The sequence below is a fragment of the Pseudomonas sp. 1121_17 genome, from assembly GCF_052850745.1.
Genome location: NZ_VXCX01000006.1, coordinates 35,962 through 49,470, shown reverse-complemented (window position 1 = coordinate 49,470; position 13,509 = coordinate 35,962). Strand labels below are relative to the sequence as shown.

Below are 13,509 nucleotides of genomic sequence, written 5' to 3'. Positions count from 1 at the left end.
GGGCTTACATGGACGCCTCGAGCATCCAGCGGTAGTCCTCGGCACTGGCTTCACGCGGATTGGTGCGGTGGCTATGGTCGGCCAGGGCACCCTGGATGATGCCTGGGAACATCGCTTCGCTGACGCCCAGCTCACGCAGACCTATCGGCAAGCCCAGGGCACGGGTCATGTCACGCAGGGCCGTTTCGATCTGGCTGTCGTCGGCCAGGCCCATGGCCTGGGCAATGCGCAGTGTCTTCTGTTCAGCGGTCATCGTCGCCGCCTGACGATTGAAGGTAATCACCGCCGGCAAGAAGATCGCGTTGAGCGTGCCGTGGTGCAGGCGCGGATTGATGCCGCCCAGCGCGTGGCTCAGGCTATGCACACAGCCCAGGCCTTTCTGGAATGCCAGGGCGCCCTGCAGTGACGCGCTCATCATGTTGGTGCGCGCTTCGAGGTTGTGCGGGTCGGCGGTGGCGGCGCTGATGAAGCGCCAGGCGCGCCATAGCCCGTCCAGAGCAATACCGTCAGCCGGCGGGTTGAACGCAGGTGCCATGAACGTCTCGAGGCAGTGCGCAATTGCGTCCATGCCGGTGGCAGCGGTCATTGCGGCGGGCAAACCTATGGTCAGCGCTGGGTCACAGATGGCCGACTTAGGGACTACATGCGGTGAGATCACGCCGACTTTGCGACCGTCATCGAGGATCAGGATGGCGCCGCGACCGACTTCGCTGCCGGTGCCAGCAGTGGTCGGTACCGCAATCACCGGCGCAGTGGCGGCGGTGATGTGGGCAAGGCCGCCTTCGATCACCGCAAAGCGCTTCAGCGGGCCCTCATGGCGGGCGCAGACGGCCACGCCTTTGGCCAGGTCGATGGCCGAGCCGCCACCAATGGCGATGATGCCGTCGCAGTCACATTCGCGGAACATGGCGACCGCTTCGCGGACTGCGCTCTCGTTTGGGTTGGGTGGCGTGGCGTCGTAGATCGGCAAGGCCATGTCAGCGCCTTCGAAGGCGTCAAGCGCCCGGTCAACCAGCCCGGCGGCGCGTACACCGCGGTCGGTCACGATCAAAGGTCGGGTTATACCAATGCGCTGGCACTCGGCGGGCAGCAACGCAATCGCGCCGACCTCGAACTGGATTTGGGTGATGTAGTTGATCAAGGACATGCGCTCTCCTGGAGCCTTTTAGCGTTGTTATCTTGGCCAATCTCAGGGCCGTCCTGGCGCACCGGGTGCGTCATCGTGCGGGGCCAGTATAGAAATCCGCAGACGGCTGTGGTACTGAGAACAATCCATACAGCTATAACCAGGACTCATAGCCAATGACGCCATCGTTGAACTCGATCATGTCCCGGCTGCACGCCAGGCATCTGCGCCTGTTGATAGAGCTGGATGCGCACCGCTCGCTGCTCGGCGCAGCCGACAGCGTCGGGCTCACTCAACCCGGTGCGAGCAAAGCGTTGCAGGAGATCGAGACGACCTTTGGCACGCTGCTGTTCAGACGCACCAACCGTGGCCTGGAGCCGACCGCTGCCGGCCACTGTGCGATCAGATCCGCTCGGGTGATCCAGACCGACCTGTCAAATCTGCGGCATGACCTCGATGCGATTTTGCGTGGAGTCGGCGGCAGGCTTGCCGTGGGCGCGATCATGGGCGCCGTGCCGCTGCTGATGAAGGCGGTATCAGAACTCACGGCGATCCAGCCGGAAATGTCCTTCGAGATCGTTGAGGGCACCAGCCAGTTTCTGCTTAGCCAGATCGAGAGTGGCCGCCTGGACATGGCCGTGTGCCGAACCTCTGTCAGCAGCTCACCGCATTTGTTCGCCAGTGAGTTCGTCCAGCACGAGACACTTGCAGTGATCGCCAGCGTCGATCATCCGCTCAAGGACGCCGCGACCTTGAGCCTTGAACAACTGGCCGAGAACCGCTGGATTGTCTACCGGGCGAACATGCCCATGCGCGTGCAACTGGAACGTGAATTCCACGATGCCGGCCTGCGCTTCCCGCTGCACCTGGTGGAAACCACGTCGATTCTGGCGACGTTGTCGCTGTTGCAGAACCAGCCTGAATTCGTCGCGCTGGTGTCTATCGATGTGGCCCAGCAGTGTCTGCAGCATCACCGCATCTGCATTCTGCCGCTGGCGATCCAATCGGTGAGCGACCCGTATGAGCTGGTGACACGCCAGGCCAGTCAGGAAACGCCCGCCATGCAGCAGCTTCGCGGTTTGCTGCTTAGCGCGGCTGCTGGCGGCTCGGCGCGTTAATCAGCGAGCCAGTGCTCATACGCCGCCGTCATCCGCTGCCGAGTCTGCGCATCTGCCGGAATCAGATGCTCGATCCGTAGCGACTCCACGGTGATGTCCAGCGGCATGCCAAAGGTGGTGAAGGTTGACAGAAACCTCAGCTCACCCTCCGCTGTATTCACCCGCGTCAGCAACACCGGCATGGCTGCGGGCGCGTGCAGTTGAGCAGCAGGAGCCGGCAGCTCGCGCAGTAACTGCGCGAGCTCGGGACTAGCCACGGCCTCCCGCGATGCACGCTGCCAGGCGACTGCGCGAATCTCGTCGGCATTGGCCAGCTGATCACCCAACCCGCCGGGGCGCAACAGTGTGTCGAGCAAATTCAGCCGCGCAGTCGCCTCAGGCGCGATGCCGGCCATGGCAAACAGCAAGCCGGCACTGGCATTGGCCGCGGTGACATCCCAGTTGCTGGCGATGACGATGGCCGGCGCCGGGTTGTTCGCGTGCAGAATATGTTCGATAGCTTCGTGGACCATCTTCAGCCCCGGCGCATCCAGCGGCGATGTGGCGTAGCGCGGGGCGTAGCCGGCGGCGACGAACAGCTGGTTGCACTGCTCCAGCGGTGCGGCCAGCGCCGAGAGCAGGGCATGCAGAGTGCTCGGGCTGGGTTTGGCACGGCCGGTTTCGACGCAGCTTAAGTGACGCTGCGAAACCCCGGCCAGCAGCGCCAGTTCGAGCTGGCTGAGACGCGCCTGCTGACGCAACTGGCGGACCTGCTGACCGGCAGAGGCGCTCGGGGCCGGTTGCTGGCGATGGAAAATTGGCTGCTTCATACGTCGACTCTGACCGTCCTTGGTGCCCTGTGTCCATGACCTGTCAGGTCATTGAGAGCGCGCAACACTATCACTACTCTGCCGGCGAACCCTACCTAGGAGTGGCTGATGACCCTGCGTTTGCTTGCCCTGACCTTGCTGGTGCCGTTTGCGGCGTATACCGGCTGGACCCTGCTGAATGCCGAGCAGTCGCTTGTGGCGTTTGGTCTGGAGCTGATGGCGCGCCCTGATACAGCTCAGGTCGTCATCGACCTGTATCTGATGGCAGGGCTTGGCTGCTGCTGGATGGTCAGCGATAACTATCGCCGTCGTGGAACATGGATTTCTGTGCTGCCTTACTTGCTGCTGACCACGGTGTTCGTCTCGCTGGGGCCGCTGCTCTATTTGGCCATCCGGGGCGTTAGCAGTGAGCGTCAAGCATGAATGACGCCCTGCAGGTGTATGCGTTGTGTGTTGTGCTGCTGTTTCTCAAGATGCTTGCGATCTCTTGTTATCAGGGCTACCTGCGCTTAAGCGTGTTGGCGTTTCACAACCCCGAGGACGCCGCGTTTTTCAAACGGCGGGCGCGGGAGGCAGAGCGCCCGCAGGTGATTCGCGCTGCGCGGGCCTGGACCAACGATCTGGAGAACATACCTGCCTTTTTCGTGCTTGGCGGGCTGGCGCTGGCGCTCGATGCGCCGGCTACTTTCAGCGCTTGGCTGTGCGTGGTCTTCACCCTCGCCAGGGTGCTGCACACGCTGACCTATCTGGCCGGTGTACAGCCGTGGCGAACGATCTGCTACGCGGCTGCGCTGGTATGCCTGCTGGGCTTTTGCGCGGTCATTACCACCCAGCTGGGGATGGGATGACGCCGCGCCGCTACGGCGGCTATCAACGGTTGACCAGCCTGGCCGGCAGAGCGATCACCAGCAGGCAACTGAGCAGCAGGCAGACGGCAAATGCCCACAGCGCGGCATGGGCGTTGCCGGTCAGGTCGGTCATCACTCCCATCAGCGAGTTGCTGACCAGCCCGGCGATGTTCGCCAGCGAACAGGCGAGGGCGAAGCCAGTGGCGGCCGCAGTGCCCTTGAGAAAGGTCGCCGGCAGGCTGAAGAACACCGGCACTGCACCGATGATCGCTGCTGAAGCGATGGCAAACAGCAGTACCGTCATCAGCAGGTTATGGCTGAACAAGGTGCTGCTGACCATGGCAATCGCGCCGACAATGAAGGGCACGATGATGTGCCAGCGGCGTTCGCGATAGCGGTCGGAACTGGCGCCGATCAGCAGCATGCCGATCAGCGCTGCCAGGCTCGGAATGGCTGTGAGCAGGCCAATGTGGAAGGTATCGCTGACCCCCGCGTCGTGGATGAAGGTCGGCATCCAGAAGCCCATGGCATAAGCGCTGAGCAAAATCGAGAAGTCGATGCCACCGAGCATCCACACCTTGAGGTTGAAGAAGCCATCGCGAAAGCGCTGCTTGCTGCCTGTGTCTTCGGCATCGTCTGCCGCGAGGTCGGCAGCCAGCTGCGCCTTGTCGTCATCAGACAACCAGCGTGCCTGCTGGAAGCTGTTGGGCAGAATCCACAAGGTCGCAACGCCCAGCAGCACACTGGGGATCGCCTCCAGCAAGAACAGCCACTGCCAGCCGCGCAGGCCGTACAACTGGTCGAAGCTGCTCATGATCCAGCCAGACAACGGCCCGCCGATCACGCTCGACAGCGGCAGGCCAATCATGAACAGGGCAATGATCCGCCCGCGCCGGTAGCTTGGGTACCACTGGGTCAGGTAGAACAGCACGCCCGGCAGAAAGCCCGCTTCGGCCACGCCGAGCAGAAACCTCACCAGGTAGAACTGAGTTGTGGTGGTTACCAGCAGCGTGCAAGCCGACAGCAGGCCCCAGGTGATCATGATGCGGGCGATCCACAGCTTGGCGCCGACCCGCTGCAGGATCAGGTTGCTGGGTACCTCGAAGAGGATATAGCCGACGAAGAACAAGCCCGCGCCCAGGCCATAGGCGGCGCTACTGAACTGCAGGTCAGTCAGCATCTGCAACTTGGCGAAGCCGACGTTGATGCGGTCCAGGTAGGCCGCCAGGTAGCACAGGCACAGAAACGGGATAAGCCGCCAGGTAACCCTGCGATAGAGCGCGTGCGGGCCCTGCGCGACTGCGCCGCGGGCGATTGTGGGGTGGTGCATTCGGGTCTCCTGGCGCGCGGGCGAGCAGCGCATGCTGCAGCGCTTTGTCGTGCGCCGCAGCTAAAGAACAGAGGCAATGCCGGCGGGAAACACCCAGCATGCCGATCCGTCGATATAATGCCCGGCTTCTGCAGGTATTCGGAACAACCTATGCGTCAGGTTTTGCTTGTTGTCGATGTTCAGGCCACGTTCAGCCCGCCGGAGTGGCTGGTTGATGGTGTGCGGGCGTTTTCTGCGCGCATCCCCACCATTGCCTCGGTCGAGTTGCATGACGAGCAGGTGACGCCCTTCGAGCGTCAGCTTGGCTGGCACCCTGCGGTGCAGGATGAATGCCTGGTGGAAGTCGATCAGGTGTTCATCAAGCACGGCTACGGGCCCACTGCAGCGATGCTCGACTATCTCAAGCAGATGGACGTCGAGCGTGTGCTGGTGTGTGGTCTGCAAACTGAAACCTGCGTGCTCGCCGCAGGCTTTGCCCTGTTCGATGCCGGCCTGTCGCCGACGCTGGTCACCGATCTGACCATCGGCTCGTCGCTGGACCGTTCCGGCAAGCTCGGCATCGAGCTGTGGCAGCACCACTTTCGCCAGGTCACCACGCGGGCCGAGGTGCTTGCCGGGTTGCATGGCTAATCCGCTGCGACCTGAACGGGCTCAATCGAATGGGCCAGCGCTGGTAAAGGCGCCGCCTTGCAGCAGGGCACTGCGCTCGTCCGCCGCGGCTTGGGGCAGTTGCTCCAGCCTGGCCCGAAACTGCTCGGAGCTGTCCTGCGGCGCAAAGCCCAGGTGCGCGGCGTAGCGGTTGTTCCACCACAGGTCACGGTTGGCCGACACGCCATACACTACGGTGTGGCCGACGTCCTCGGCGAGCAGCGCACGTTCGGCCAGGTGGGCCAGGTCGGCGTAGCTCAGCCAGGTCGAGAGCATGCGCAGGTTGCGCGGCTGCGGGAATGACGAGCCTATGCGCAAGCTCACGGTCTGAATGCCGTAGCGGTGGAAATAAAACGTCGCCAGGTCTTCGCCGTAGGCTTTCGACAGCCCGTAATAGCAGTCCGGTCGGCGCGGCGAGTGAGCATCGAGCTGGACATCCTGCGGGTAAAACCCGGTGACGTGATTGGAGCTGGCGAACACCACCCGTTTGATACCGTGCAGGCGCGCCGCTTCATAGATATGGAACGTGCCGCGAATGTTCGCGTCGAGAATATCTTCGAACCTCCGCTCTGTGGATATACCGCCCAGGTGGACGATGGCATCCACCTGATCGGCCAGCGCATGCACGCCGGCCTTGTCGGCCAGATTGCAGCTGACTACTTCTTCATGGTCGCCTGCAGCGGGCGCCATCTCACTGATATCGGATACTCGCACGACATTGGCGTGCGCCTGCAAGGCCTCGCGCAGGATCTGCCCGAGGCCGCCGGCAGCGCCGGTCAGCAGCAGGCGGTTGAAGGGTTTGGTCGAGGTGGAGGAGGGTGCAGTCATGGCGGGTGCCTGTAGTTGGAGGTGCAGGTTCGGCGGTGCTCGGTAGCAACGGGCAGGCCTTGTGGCCGCCCGCCAGCGAGGCCTTACATGAAGTTGTACTGGATGCCCAGGCGCCAGCGCGCCTGGCGGTCATCGGTGTAGGAATTGACCTTGATGTCGCCGACTTCCATGAATGGTGCCCACTGTTTGTTGAGCTTGTACTTGATGATCAGGTTCTGCTCGTAGTCGCTCTTCTTGTTGTCGTAGCGGATGTAATCGGTACTGAAGTGGATGTACTGATACTCGAACGCCCACGGCCCTTTGGGGGTGTAGCCGAGCCAGCCTTCCAGGCGCGTGGTGTTCTGGTTGTCCTTGGCGCGGTCTTCTTTGCTGTGATCGATCTGATCACGGTCGAGGCTGCGCGCGTCGTGCCGTACGCGGCTGGCGACGTACCAGGTGTCGCTGATCTTGTAGCTGTACTTGAGGCCGAACTTGTAGGTGGTGGCGTCTTTCGAGCTGTCCATCTGGAACGCCGGGGTCAGCGTCGATTTGGCACTGAGCTTGTGGTTGTAGTCGACGGTGAATTCATGGCCGTTGTTGACCATGTTGTCGTAGGCGACGTCTTCGCGGTCGCCGGCAGTCTTGTATTTGATCTCGGCGCCAAAACCCAGGCCACTGTCCATCCGGTAGTTCAGCTTGATCCGATCGGAGTGAATGCTGTCGTCTTCGGTAAAGCTGTGGCGGTAGTTGATGCTGGCCGAATCTGCGTGGGCGTAGAGCGACAGGCCAAGCGTGCTGACAGCGATAAGCGTGCGGAGTGTGGTGTTCATGCGATCTTCTTTTTTTGTTTTTGTTGAGGTCGTTATGAGGTCGGGCAGTGAGGATGAGTGCGGGGTGGGGGATGCCCTCCGTGGCAAATGTTTCAAATAAGTTATCGTACAACCTTATGGTTGTCTATTTTTTATTGAGATGTTGTCTGATGACATGGCTTAGGCCGTCTAAAACGTGATTTATGAAGGTTTATAGCGGGGTGCTAGGTCGCTCATGGCGTATAGAGAAGGGAGCTTTTGCGCGGTTTATAAAGTTTCAAAGGGGTGCTTTTCAATTGTTGTATGATGACGTAGGATCATCCCCAGAGCGTGACCTTTCCGCCACAATTCCAATAAGAAGGCTCAGACGTCCATGATCATCACTGCAGTAAACGTTCAGGTATTTTCCTACCCCACCCGACGCGCCGTAGACAGCGCCGGCCATGCCCATCCGGGCGATGTCACCCAGGCCAAAATGGCCTTGCTGCGGATCAAGACCGAATGCGGCAACGAAGGTTTTGCACTGGGTGCGCCCGAGCTGATTCGCCCGTATGTGCTGGATGGCTTCGTGCGCAAAGTGCTGGTCGGCGCCAACGCCTTCGACCGCGAAAAGATCTGGCACGACCTGGCACACTGGCAGCGCGGCAGTGCCAGTCAGTTGACCGACCGCGCGCTGGCGCTGGTTGAACAGGCGCTGTGGGACTGGGCCGGGCGCAAGCTGAAGCTGCCGGTGCACAAGCTGATCGGTGGGTTTCGCGACAAGGTTCCGGCCTACGGTTCAACCATGTGTGGCGATGAGCTCGAAGGTGGGCTGTCGACCCCGGAAGAGTACGGCCGCTTCGCCGAAACGCTGGTCAAACGTGGCTACAAGGCAATCAAGCTACACACCTGGATGCCGCCGGTGTCGTTCGCGCCGAGCGTGAGCATGGATATCAAGGCCTGCGCCGCGGTGCGTGAGGCGGTTGGCCCGGACATCGCGTTGATGATCGATGGCTACCACTGGTACAGCCGGACCGAAGCACTGACCGTTGGCCGCGCGCTGGAGAAGCTCGACTTCGCCTGGTTCGAAGAGCCAATGATGGAAGACTCGGCCGAGTCTTATGCCTGGCTAGCGGGCCAGCTGGACATCCCTATCCTTGGCCCGGAAAGCTTGGGCGGCAAGCACCTGAGCCGCGCCAGCTGGGTCAAGAACGATGTCTGTGACATTCTGCGCGCCGGGGTTGCCGGTGTCGGCGGGATTGCCCCGTGCCTGAAGGTTGCGCACATGGCCGAAGCGTTTGGCATGGACTGCGAGATCCACGGCAACGGCGCGGCCAACCTGGCGGTGGTCGGTGCCATCAAGAACTGCAGCTGGTACGAGCGCGGCCTGCTGCACCCGTTCCTCGAGTACGACGACGTCCCGGCCTACCTCAAGCGCCTGGTCGACCCGATGGACCAGGACGGCTTCGTGCACTTGTCCGACCTGCCGGGCCTGGGTGAGGAGATCGACTTCGACTACGTCGAGACCAATACGCTGCACAGCTTCTGATTCGTGCATGGCGGCACGCGCCATTGCGTGCCGCCCGAGAGTCCAATAACTATAAAAAGGCTATCTCACATGAACGTACTTCCCACATTCTGGGCAGGGGTGTTTGCCGCGTCGCTGGCACTCACCTCGGTCCCTGCAGCGTTTGCCAAGACCCCGGCCGATCAGTTGATCGTCGGCATGAGCATGATCAACCTGCTCTCGCTCGACCCCGCTGCGGCGACCGGGCTGGATGTCTCCGAGGTCAATGCCAACCTGTACGACATGCTGCTGGTGCAGGATGTCAAACAACCCGACCAGCTGCTGCCGGCCCTGGCCGAAAGCTGGCAGGTCAGCGCTGACCGCAAAATCCTCACCTTCAACCTGCGCAAGGACGTCAAGTTCCAGTCCGGCAACCCGCTCAGTGCCGAAGACGTAGCCTGGTCGCTGCAACGGGTGCTCAAGCTCAACCTGGCCCTGGCGTCGACCTGGAAGGCCTATGGTTTCAATGCCGGCAATGCCGAGCAGTATCTGCGCGCCAGCGACGAGCATACCTTCGTCCTCGAACTGCCACGCCCGACCGACCCGATGCTGGTGCTCAACACCCTGGCCACTTCGCCCAGCGCCTTCATCCTCGACCGCAAAGTGGTGCAGCAGCACCAGAAAGGCAATGACATGGGCGGCGCCTGGCTGACCACTCATGCGGCCGGCAGCGGCCCATTCATTCTCAATGACTGGCGCGCCAACGATGTGATCCTGATGACCCGCTTTGACGGTTACTGGGGTGGCCCGGCCAAGCTCAAGCGCATCGTCATGCGCAACATGACCGAATCGCAGTCGCTGCGCTTGATGGTCGAGCGCGGTGATCTGGACCTGGCCAAGGGCATGTCGGCACCGGATATCGAAGCACTGGAAAAGTCCGACAAGGTACGCACCCAGACCGTCCAGCGCGGCACCCTTTACTACGTGGCGCTGAGCGTCAAGAACAAACCCTATGACGATGCCCGCGTACGCAAGGCGGTGCGCTCGCTGATCGACTATCAGGGCATCAACCAGACGGTCATGCCGCACTACGGCCAGCTCAACCAGCGCCCGCTGCCGCTCGGCTTGCCGGCGCGGCTGGATGATCCGGGCTACACCTTGAACGTCGCCGAGGCGAAACAGCTGTTGGCTGACGCGGGTTACCCGAACGGCTTCAATACCACCATTCGCGTCCTCACCGAGCCGCCGTTCATCAACATTGCCTCCAGCCTGCAAGCCACCCTGGCCCAGGCCGGCATCCAGGCAACCATCGTCACCGGTACCGGTAACCAGATCTACGGCGCCATGCGTGAGCGCAGCTTCGACATCCTGGTCGGACGTGGCGGCGGCGGGGCCGAGCGCCATCCGCATTCAAGCCTGCGCACCCTGGTGTACAACCCGGATAACCGCGACGAAGCCAAACTGAGCAATTTCCAGGGCTGGCGTACGTCGTTCTACAGCCCTGAGTTGAACAGCCTGATCGAGCAAGCCGAAGTCGAACCCGACAAAGCCCGGCAACAGGCCCAGTACCAGCAGATCCAGGCCACCCTCGACGAGCAGGTGGGGGCGATCCTGCCCGTGTCGCAAATGACCGACACCGTGGTGCTGTACCACGATATCCAGGATTACCACGGCCATACCGCGGCCACCACCCGTTACAAGGATGTCTACAAATCGCGTTGAGTCGAGCCGGGGCGCACTGCCCCAGGCCGGTCGGTGATTGGTAAACGCTTTTTCAGGAGCCTGTTATGTTTGTTTCGACTGCCTCTGTGCTGGGCGCGCGCGCGTCCGGTACTGCCCGCCGGGCGAGTACGGTGCTGGTGACCCTGCTCGGTTTGCTGGCGCTGACCTTCTTCATTGGTCGGGTAATGCCGCTGGACCCGGTGCTGGCCGTGGTCGGTCCAGACGCCGACAGCTCCACCTATGACCAGGTCTATCGGGCGATGGGTCTGGATCAGCCGATCTGGACCCAGTTCGGCATGTACCTCAACGACCTCCTGCACGGTGATTTCGGCAACGCCCTGCTGACCGGTCACCCGGTACTGGAAGACATCAAACGGGTGTTCCCGGCGACCATCGAGCTGGCCACCCTGGCGATCCTGTTCGGTATCCTCATCGGCCTGCCGCTGGGCGTTGTCGCGGCCAGCAATCAGGGGCGTATGGGCGATCACCTGGCGCGGGTAATCACTCTGTTCGGTTACTCCACGCCGATCTTCTGGGTCGGCATGATGGGCCTGCTGGTGTTCTACGCCTGGCTCGGCTGGGCTGGCGGGGCAGGGCGGATCGATCTTGCCTACGACGGCATGGTGCCGGACGTCACCGGCCTGCTGCTGATCGACACTGCCCTGGCCCGCGACTGGGAAGCCTTCACCAGCGCGCTGCGGCATATCGTCCTGCCGGCGCTGATCCTTGGCCTCAACTCGGTGGCCTACATCAGCCGCATGACCCGCAGCTTCATGCTCGAACAGCTGTCTCAGGAGTACATCATCACCGCCCGGGTCAAGGGCCTGTCGCGCCGTCAGGTGGTCTGGGGCCATGCCTTTCGCAACATCCTCGTGCAGTTGCTGACCGTGGTCGCACTGGCCTACGGCTCATTGCTCGAAGGCGCGGTGCTGATCGAGACGGTGTTTGCCTGGCCGGGCTTCGGCCAGTACCTGACCAGCAGCCTGATGCTCGGCGACATGAATGCGGTGATGGGCTGTGTGCTGGTGATCGGCTTGATCTTCGTTGCCCTCAACCTGATCAGCGACGCGCTGTACAAGGTGTTCGATCCAAGGACCCGCTAAGCCTGCGCGGCAAGCGCGAACCCATAACTATAAAAAGGATGCCCCATGAATATTGTGTTTCCGACCCTGCGCAACGGCCTGTTCGGCGCGATCCTGGCGCTGAGCCCGATGCTGGCAGCCCAGGCGAAAACCCCCGCCGACCAGTTGATCGTCGGCATGAGCATGGTCAACCTGTTCTCCATCGACCCGGCCAACGCGCCTGGCCTGGACGCTTCCGGGATCAACGCCAACCTCTACGACACCCTGGTCAAGCGCGACAACGGCAACCCCGAGCGGCACGTGCCGCAACTGGCTGAAAGCTGGACGGTGAGTGAAGACGGCAAGCAGATCACCTTCAAGCTGCGCAGCGACGTCAAGTTCCACTCCGGTAACCCGCTGACCGCTGAAGACGTGGCCTGGTCGCTGTATCGGGTGATGAAGCTCAACTTCGGCCTGGCCACCACCTGGAAGGCCTACGGCTACAACCTCGACAACATTCAGGCGTCTATCCGCGCCACCGACGCGCACACGCTGGTGATCGATCTGCCGCAGCCGACCGATCCTTTGCTGGTGATCGACTCGCTGGCGATTTCGCCCAGCGCGGTCGTAGTAGACCGCAAGCAGGCCCTGCAACACGAGAAAAACGGCGACCTCGGTGCTGCCTGGCTGGTCACCAACGAAGCCGGCAGCGGCCCGTTCACATTGAGCAAATGGAGCGCCAATGACAGCCTGGTGATGACCCGCTTCGACGGTTACTGGGCCGGGCCGGCGAAGATGAAGCGCGTGCTGGTGCGGCACATGACCGAATCGCAGTCGCTGCGCTTGATGCTCGAGCGCGGCGACCTCGACCTGGCCTACGGCATGGCTGCACCGGATATCAAGGCAATCGAGCGCTCGGACGCGTTGCAGGTCCAGGCGCTGCAGCGCGGCACCATGTACTACGTGGCGATGAGCATGAAACAGCCCGAGTTCGCCAAGCAGCAAGTACGCGAAGCGGTGCGCAACCTGATCGATTACCAAGGCATCGACCAGCAGGTCATGCCCCACTACGGCACCCTCAATCAGCAACCGATGCAGCTGGGTCTGGCTGCCCGCCTGCCTGATCCTGGCTACACCATGGACGTCGCCAAGGCCAAGGCGCTGCTCGCCGAAGCGGGCTACCCGAACGGCTTCAATACGACCATTCGGACCTTGTCCGAGCCGCCGTTCATCGACATTGCCGCACGTATGCAAGCGACCCTGGCCGAGGGCGGGATCAAGGCCACCATCGTCACCGGCACCGGCAACCAGGTGTACGGCGCCATGCGCGCGCGCAACTTCGAGATGATCGTCGCGCGCGGTGCCGAGCGTTACCCGCACCCGTACTTCAGCCTGCGCACCTTTGTCTACAACCCCGACAACAGTGACGCCGCCGGCCTGCCTAACTTCCAGGGCTGGCGCGCATCGTTCTTCAACCAGCAGCTCAACGAGCTGATCGATCGAGCCGGGGTCGAGCGCGACGCCGACCAGCGTCTCAAGCTCTACCACCAGGCGCAGACCCTGTACGACAAGCAGGTCGGGCCGATCATGATGATCTCGCAGATGACCGACACCGCGGTCAGCGCGGCCGACGTCAAGGGCTTCACCGGCGACGACGCCGAGGCGACCCGTTACCTGGGCGTCTACAAGCAACGCTGAACCCCGCCGGGACGCCTGCGGGCGTCCTGCCGGGCCATGATTGCACC

At 62.3% G+C, this 13,509-nt stretch carries 13 protein-coding genes; 8 read left to right on the top strand and 5 right to left on the bottom strand.

The genetic code is table 11. The features are described 5' to 3' along the window. Positions 1 to 4: 4 nt before the first annotated feature. Entirely contained in the window at positions 5 to 1,147 is a 1,143-nt protein-coding gene (locus FW789_RS13415; protein ID WP_446431567.1) for an iron-containing alcohol dehydrogenase, read from the bottom strand. Between the two features lie 155 nt (positions 1,148 to 1,302). Between FW789_RS13415 and FW789_RS13410 the strand changes: the two genes are divergently transcribed. Further along, the gene (locus tag FW789_RS13410; protein ID WP_186699800.1) at positions 1,303 to 2,244 is read left to right on the top strand and encodes a LysR family transcriptional regulator; all 942 of its coding nucleotides are present in this window, start codon (positions 1,303 to 1,305) and stop codon (positions 2,242 to 2,244) included. On the opposite strand, the gene FW789_RS13405 is transcribed toward FW789_RS13410, so the two are convergent. Beyond that, a complete protein-coding gene (locus FW789_RS13405) occupies positions 2,241 to 3,053 on the bottom strand; it encodes a helix-turn-helix domain-containing protein (RefSeq protein ID WP_207073317.1) in 813 nt (270 codons plus the stop codon). The genes FW789_RS13410 and FW789_RS13405 overlap by 4 nt on opposite strands. Before the next feature lie 108 nt (positions 3,054 to 3,161). On the opposite strand from FW789_RS13405, the gene FW789_RS13400 reads away from it, so the two are divergent. Both FW789_RS13400 and FW789_RS13395 read left to right on the top strand, forming a co-directional pair. Then, on the top strand, positions 3,162 to 3,476 hold the full coding sequence (locus tag FW789_RS13400; RefSeq protein WP_411561830.1) for a DUF2834 domain-containing protein: 315 nt from the start codon (positions 3,162 to 3,164) through the stop codon (positions 3,474 to 3,476). Next, entirely contained in the window at positions 3,473 to 3,901 is a 429-nt protein-coding gene (locus tag FW789_RS13395; RefSeq protein ID WP_446431566.1) for an MAPEG family protein, read from the top strand. The genes FW789_RS13400 and FW789_RS13395 overlap by 4 nt, the downstream gene beginning before the upstream one ends. Positions 3,902 to 3,923: 22 nt before the next feature. Here FW789_RS13395 and FW789_RS13390 read toward each other — a convergent pair whose 3' ends face one another. Next, the gene (locus FW789_RS13390; RefSeq protein WP_446431565.1) at positions 3,924 to 5,231 is read right to left on the bottom strand and encodes an MFS transporter; all 1,308 of its coding nucleotides are present in this window, start codon (positions 5,229 to 5,231) and stop codon (positions 3,924 to 3,926) included. A 117-nt stretch (positions 5,232 to 5,348) separates the two neighbouring features. On the opposite strand from FW789_RS13390, the gene FW789_RS13385 reads away from it, so the two are divergent. Next, positions 5,349 to 5,861 carry an isochorismatase family protein gene (locus FW789_RS13385; protein WP_446431564.1) on the top strand — a complete coding sequence of 171 codons (513 nt, stop codon included), beginning with the start codon at positions 5,349 to 5,351 and terminating at the stop codon, positions 5,859 to 5,861. Between the two features lie 21 nt (positions 5,862 to 5,882). Here FW789_RS13385 and FW789_RS13380 read toward each other — a convergent pair whose 3' ends face one another. Continuing rightward, positions 5,883 to 6,707: an NAD-dependent epimerase/dehydratase family protein gene (locus tag FW789_RS13380; RefSeq protein ID WP_446431563.1), complete on the bottom strand. Its 825-nt coding sequence runs from the start codon at positions 6,705 to 6,707 to the stop codon at positions 5,883 to 5,885. An 83-nt stretch (positions 6,708 to 6,790) separates the two neighbouring features. Next, positions 6,791 to 7,516, bottom strand: a complete 726-nt coding sequence (locus FW789_RS13375; protein WP_103437012.1) for an oligogalacturonate-specific porin KdgM family protein — start codon at positions 7,514 to 7,516, stop codon at positions 6,791 to 6,793. Positions 7,517 to 7,868: 352 nt separating this feature from the next. Between FW789_RS13375 and FW789_RS13370 the strand changes: the two genes are divergently transcribed. From FW789_RS13370 to FW789_RS13355, 4 genes are all read left to right on the top strand, one after another. Continuing rightward, a complete protein-coding gene (locus FW789_RS13370; RefSeq protein ID WP_446431562.1) occupies positions 7,869 to 9,023 on the top strand; it encodes a mandelate racemase family protein in 1,155 nt (384 codons plus the stop codon). A gap of 69 nt (positions 9,024 to 9,092) precedes the next feature. Continuing rightward, positions 9,093 to 10,703 carry an ABC transporter substrate-binding protein gene (locus FW789_RS13365; RefSeq protein WP_446431561.1) on the top strand — a complete coding sequence of 537 codons (1,611 nt, stop codon included), beginning with the start codon at positions 9,093 to 9,095 and terminating at the stop codon, positions 10,701 to 10,703. Positions 10,704 to 10,768: 65 nt separating this feature from the next. Beyond that, positions 10,769 to 11,806 (top strand): ABC transporter permease, encoded by a 1,038-nt coding sequence (locus FW789_RS13360; protein ID WP_101318624.1) that lies wholly within the window; start codon positions 10,769 to 10,771, stop codon positions 11,804 to 11,806. Between the two features lie 45 nt (positions 11,807 to 11,851). Further along, positions 11,852 to 13,462, top strand: coding sequence for an ABC transporter substrate-binding protein (locus FW789_RS13355; RefSeq protein WP_103437014.1), 1,611 nt, complete (start codon positions 11,852 to 11,854; stop codon positions 13,460 to 13,462). Positions 13,463 to 13,509: the final 47 nt, after the last annotated feature.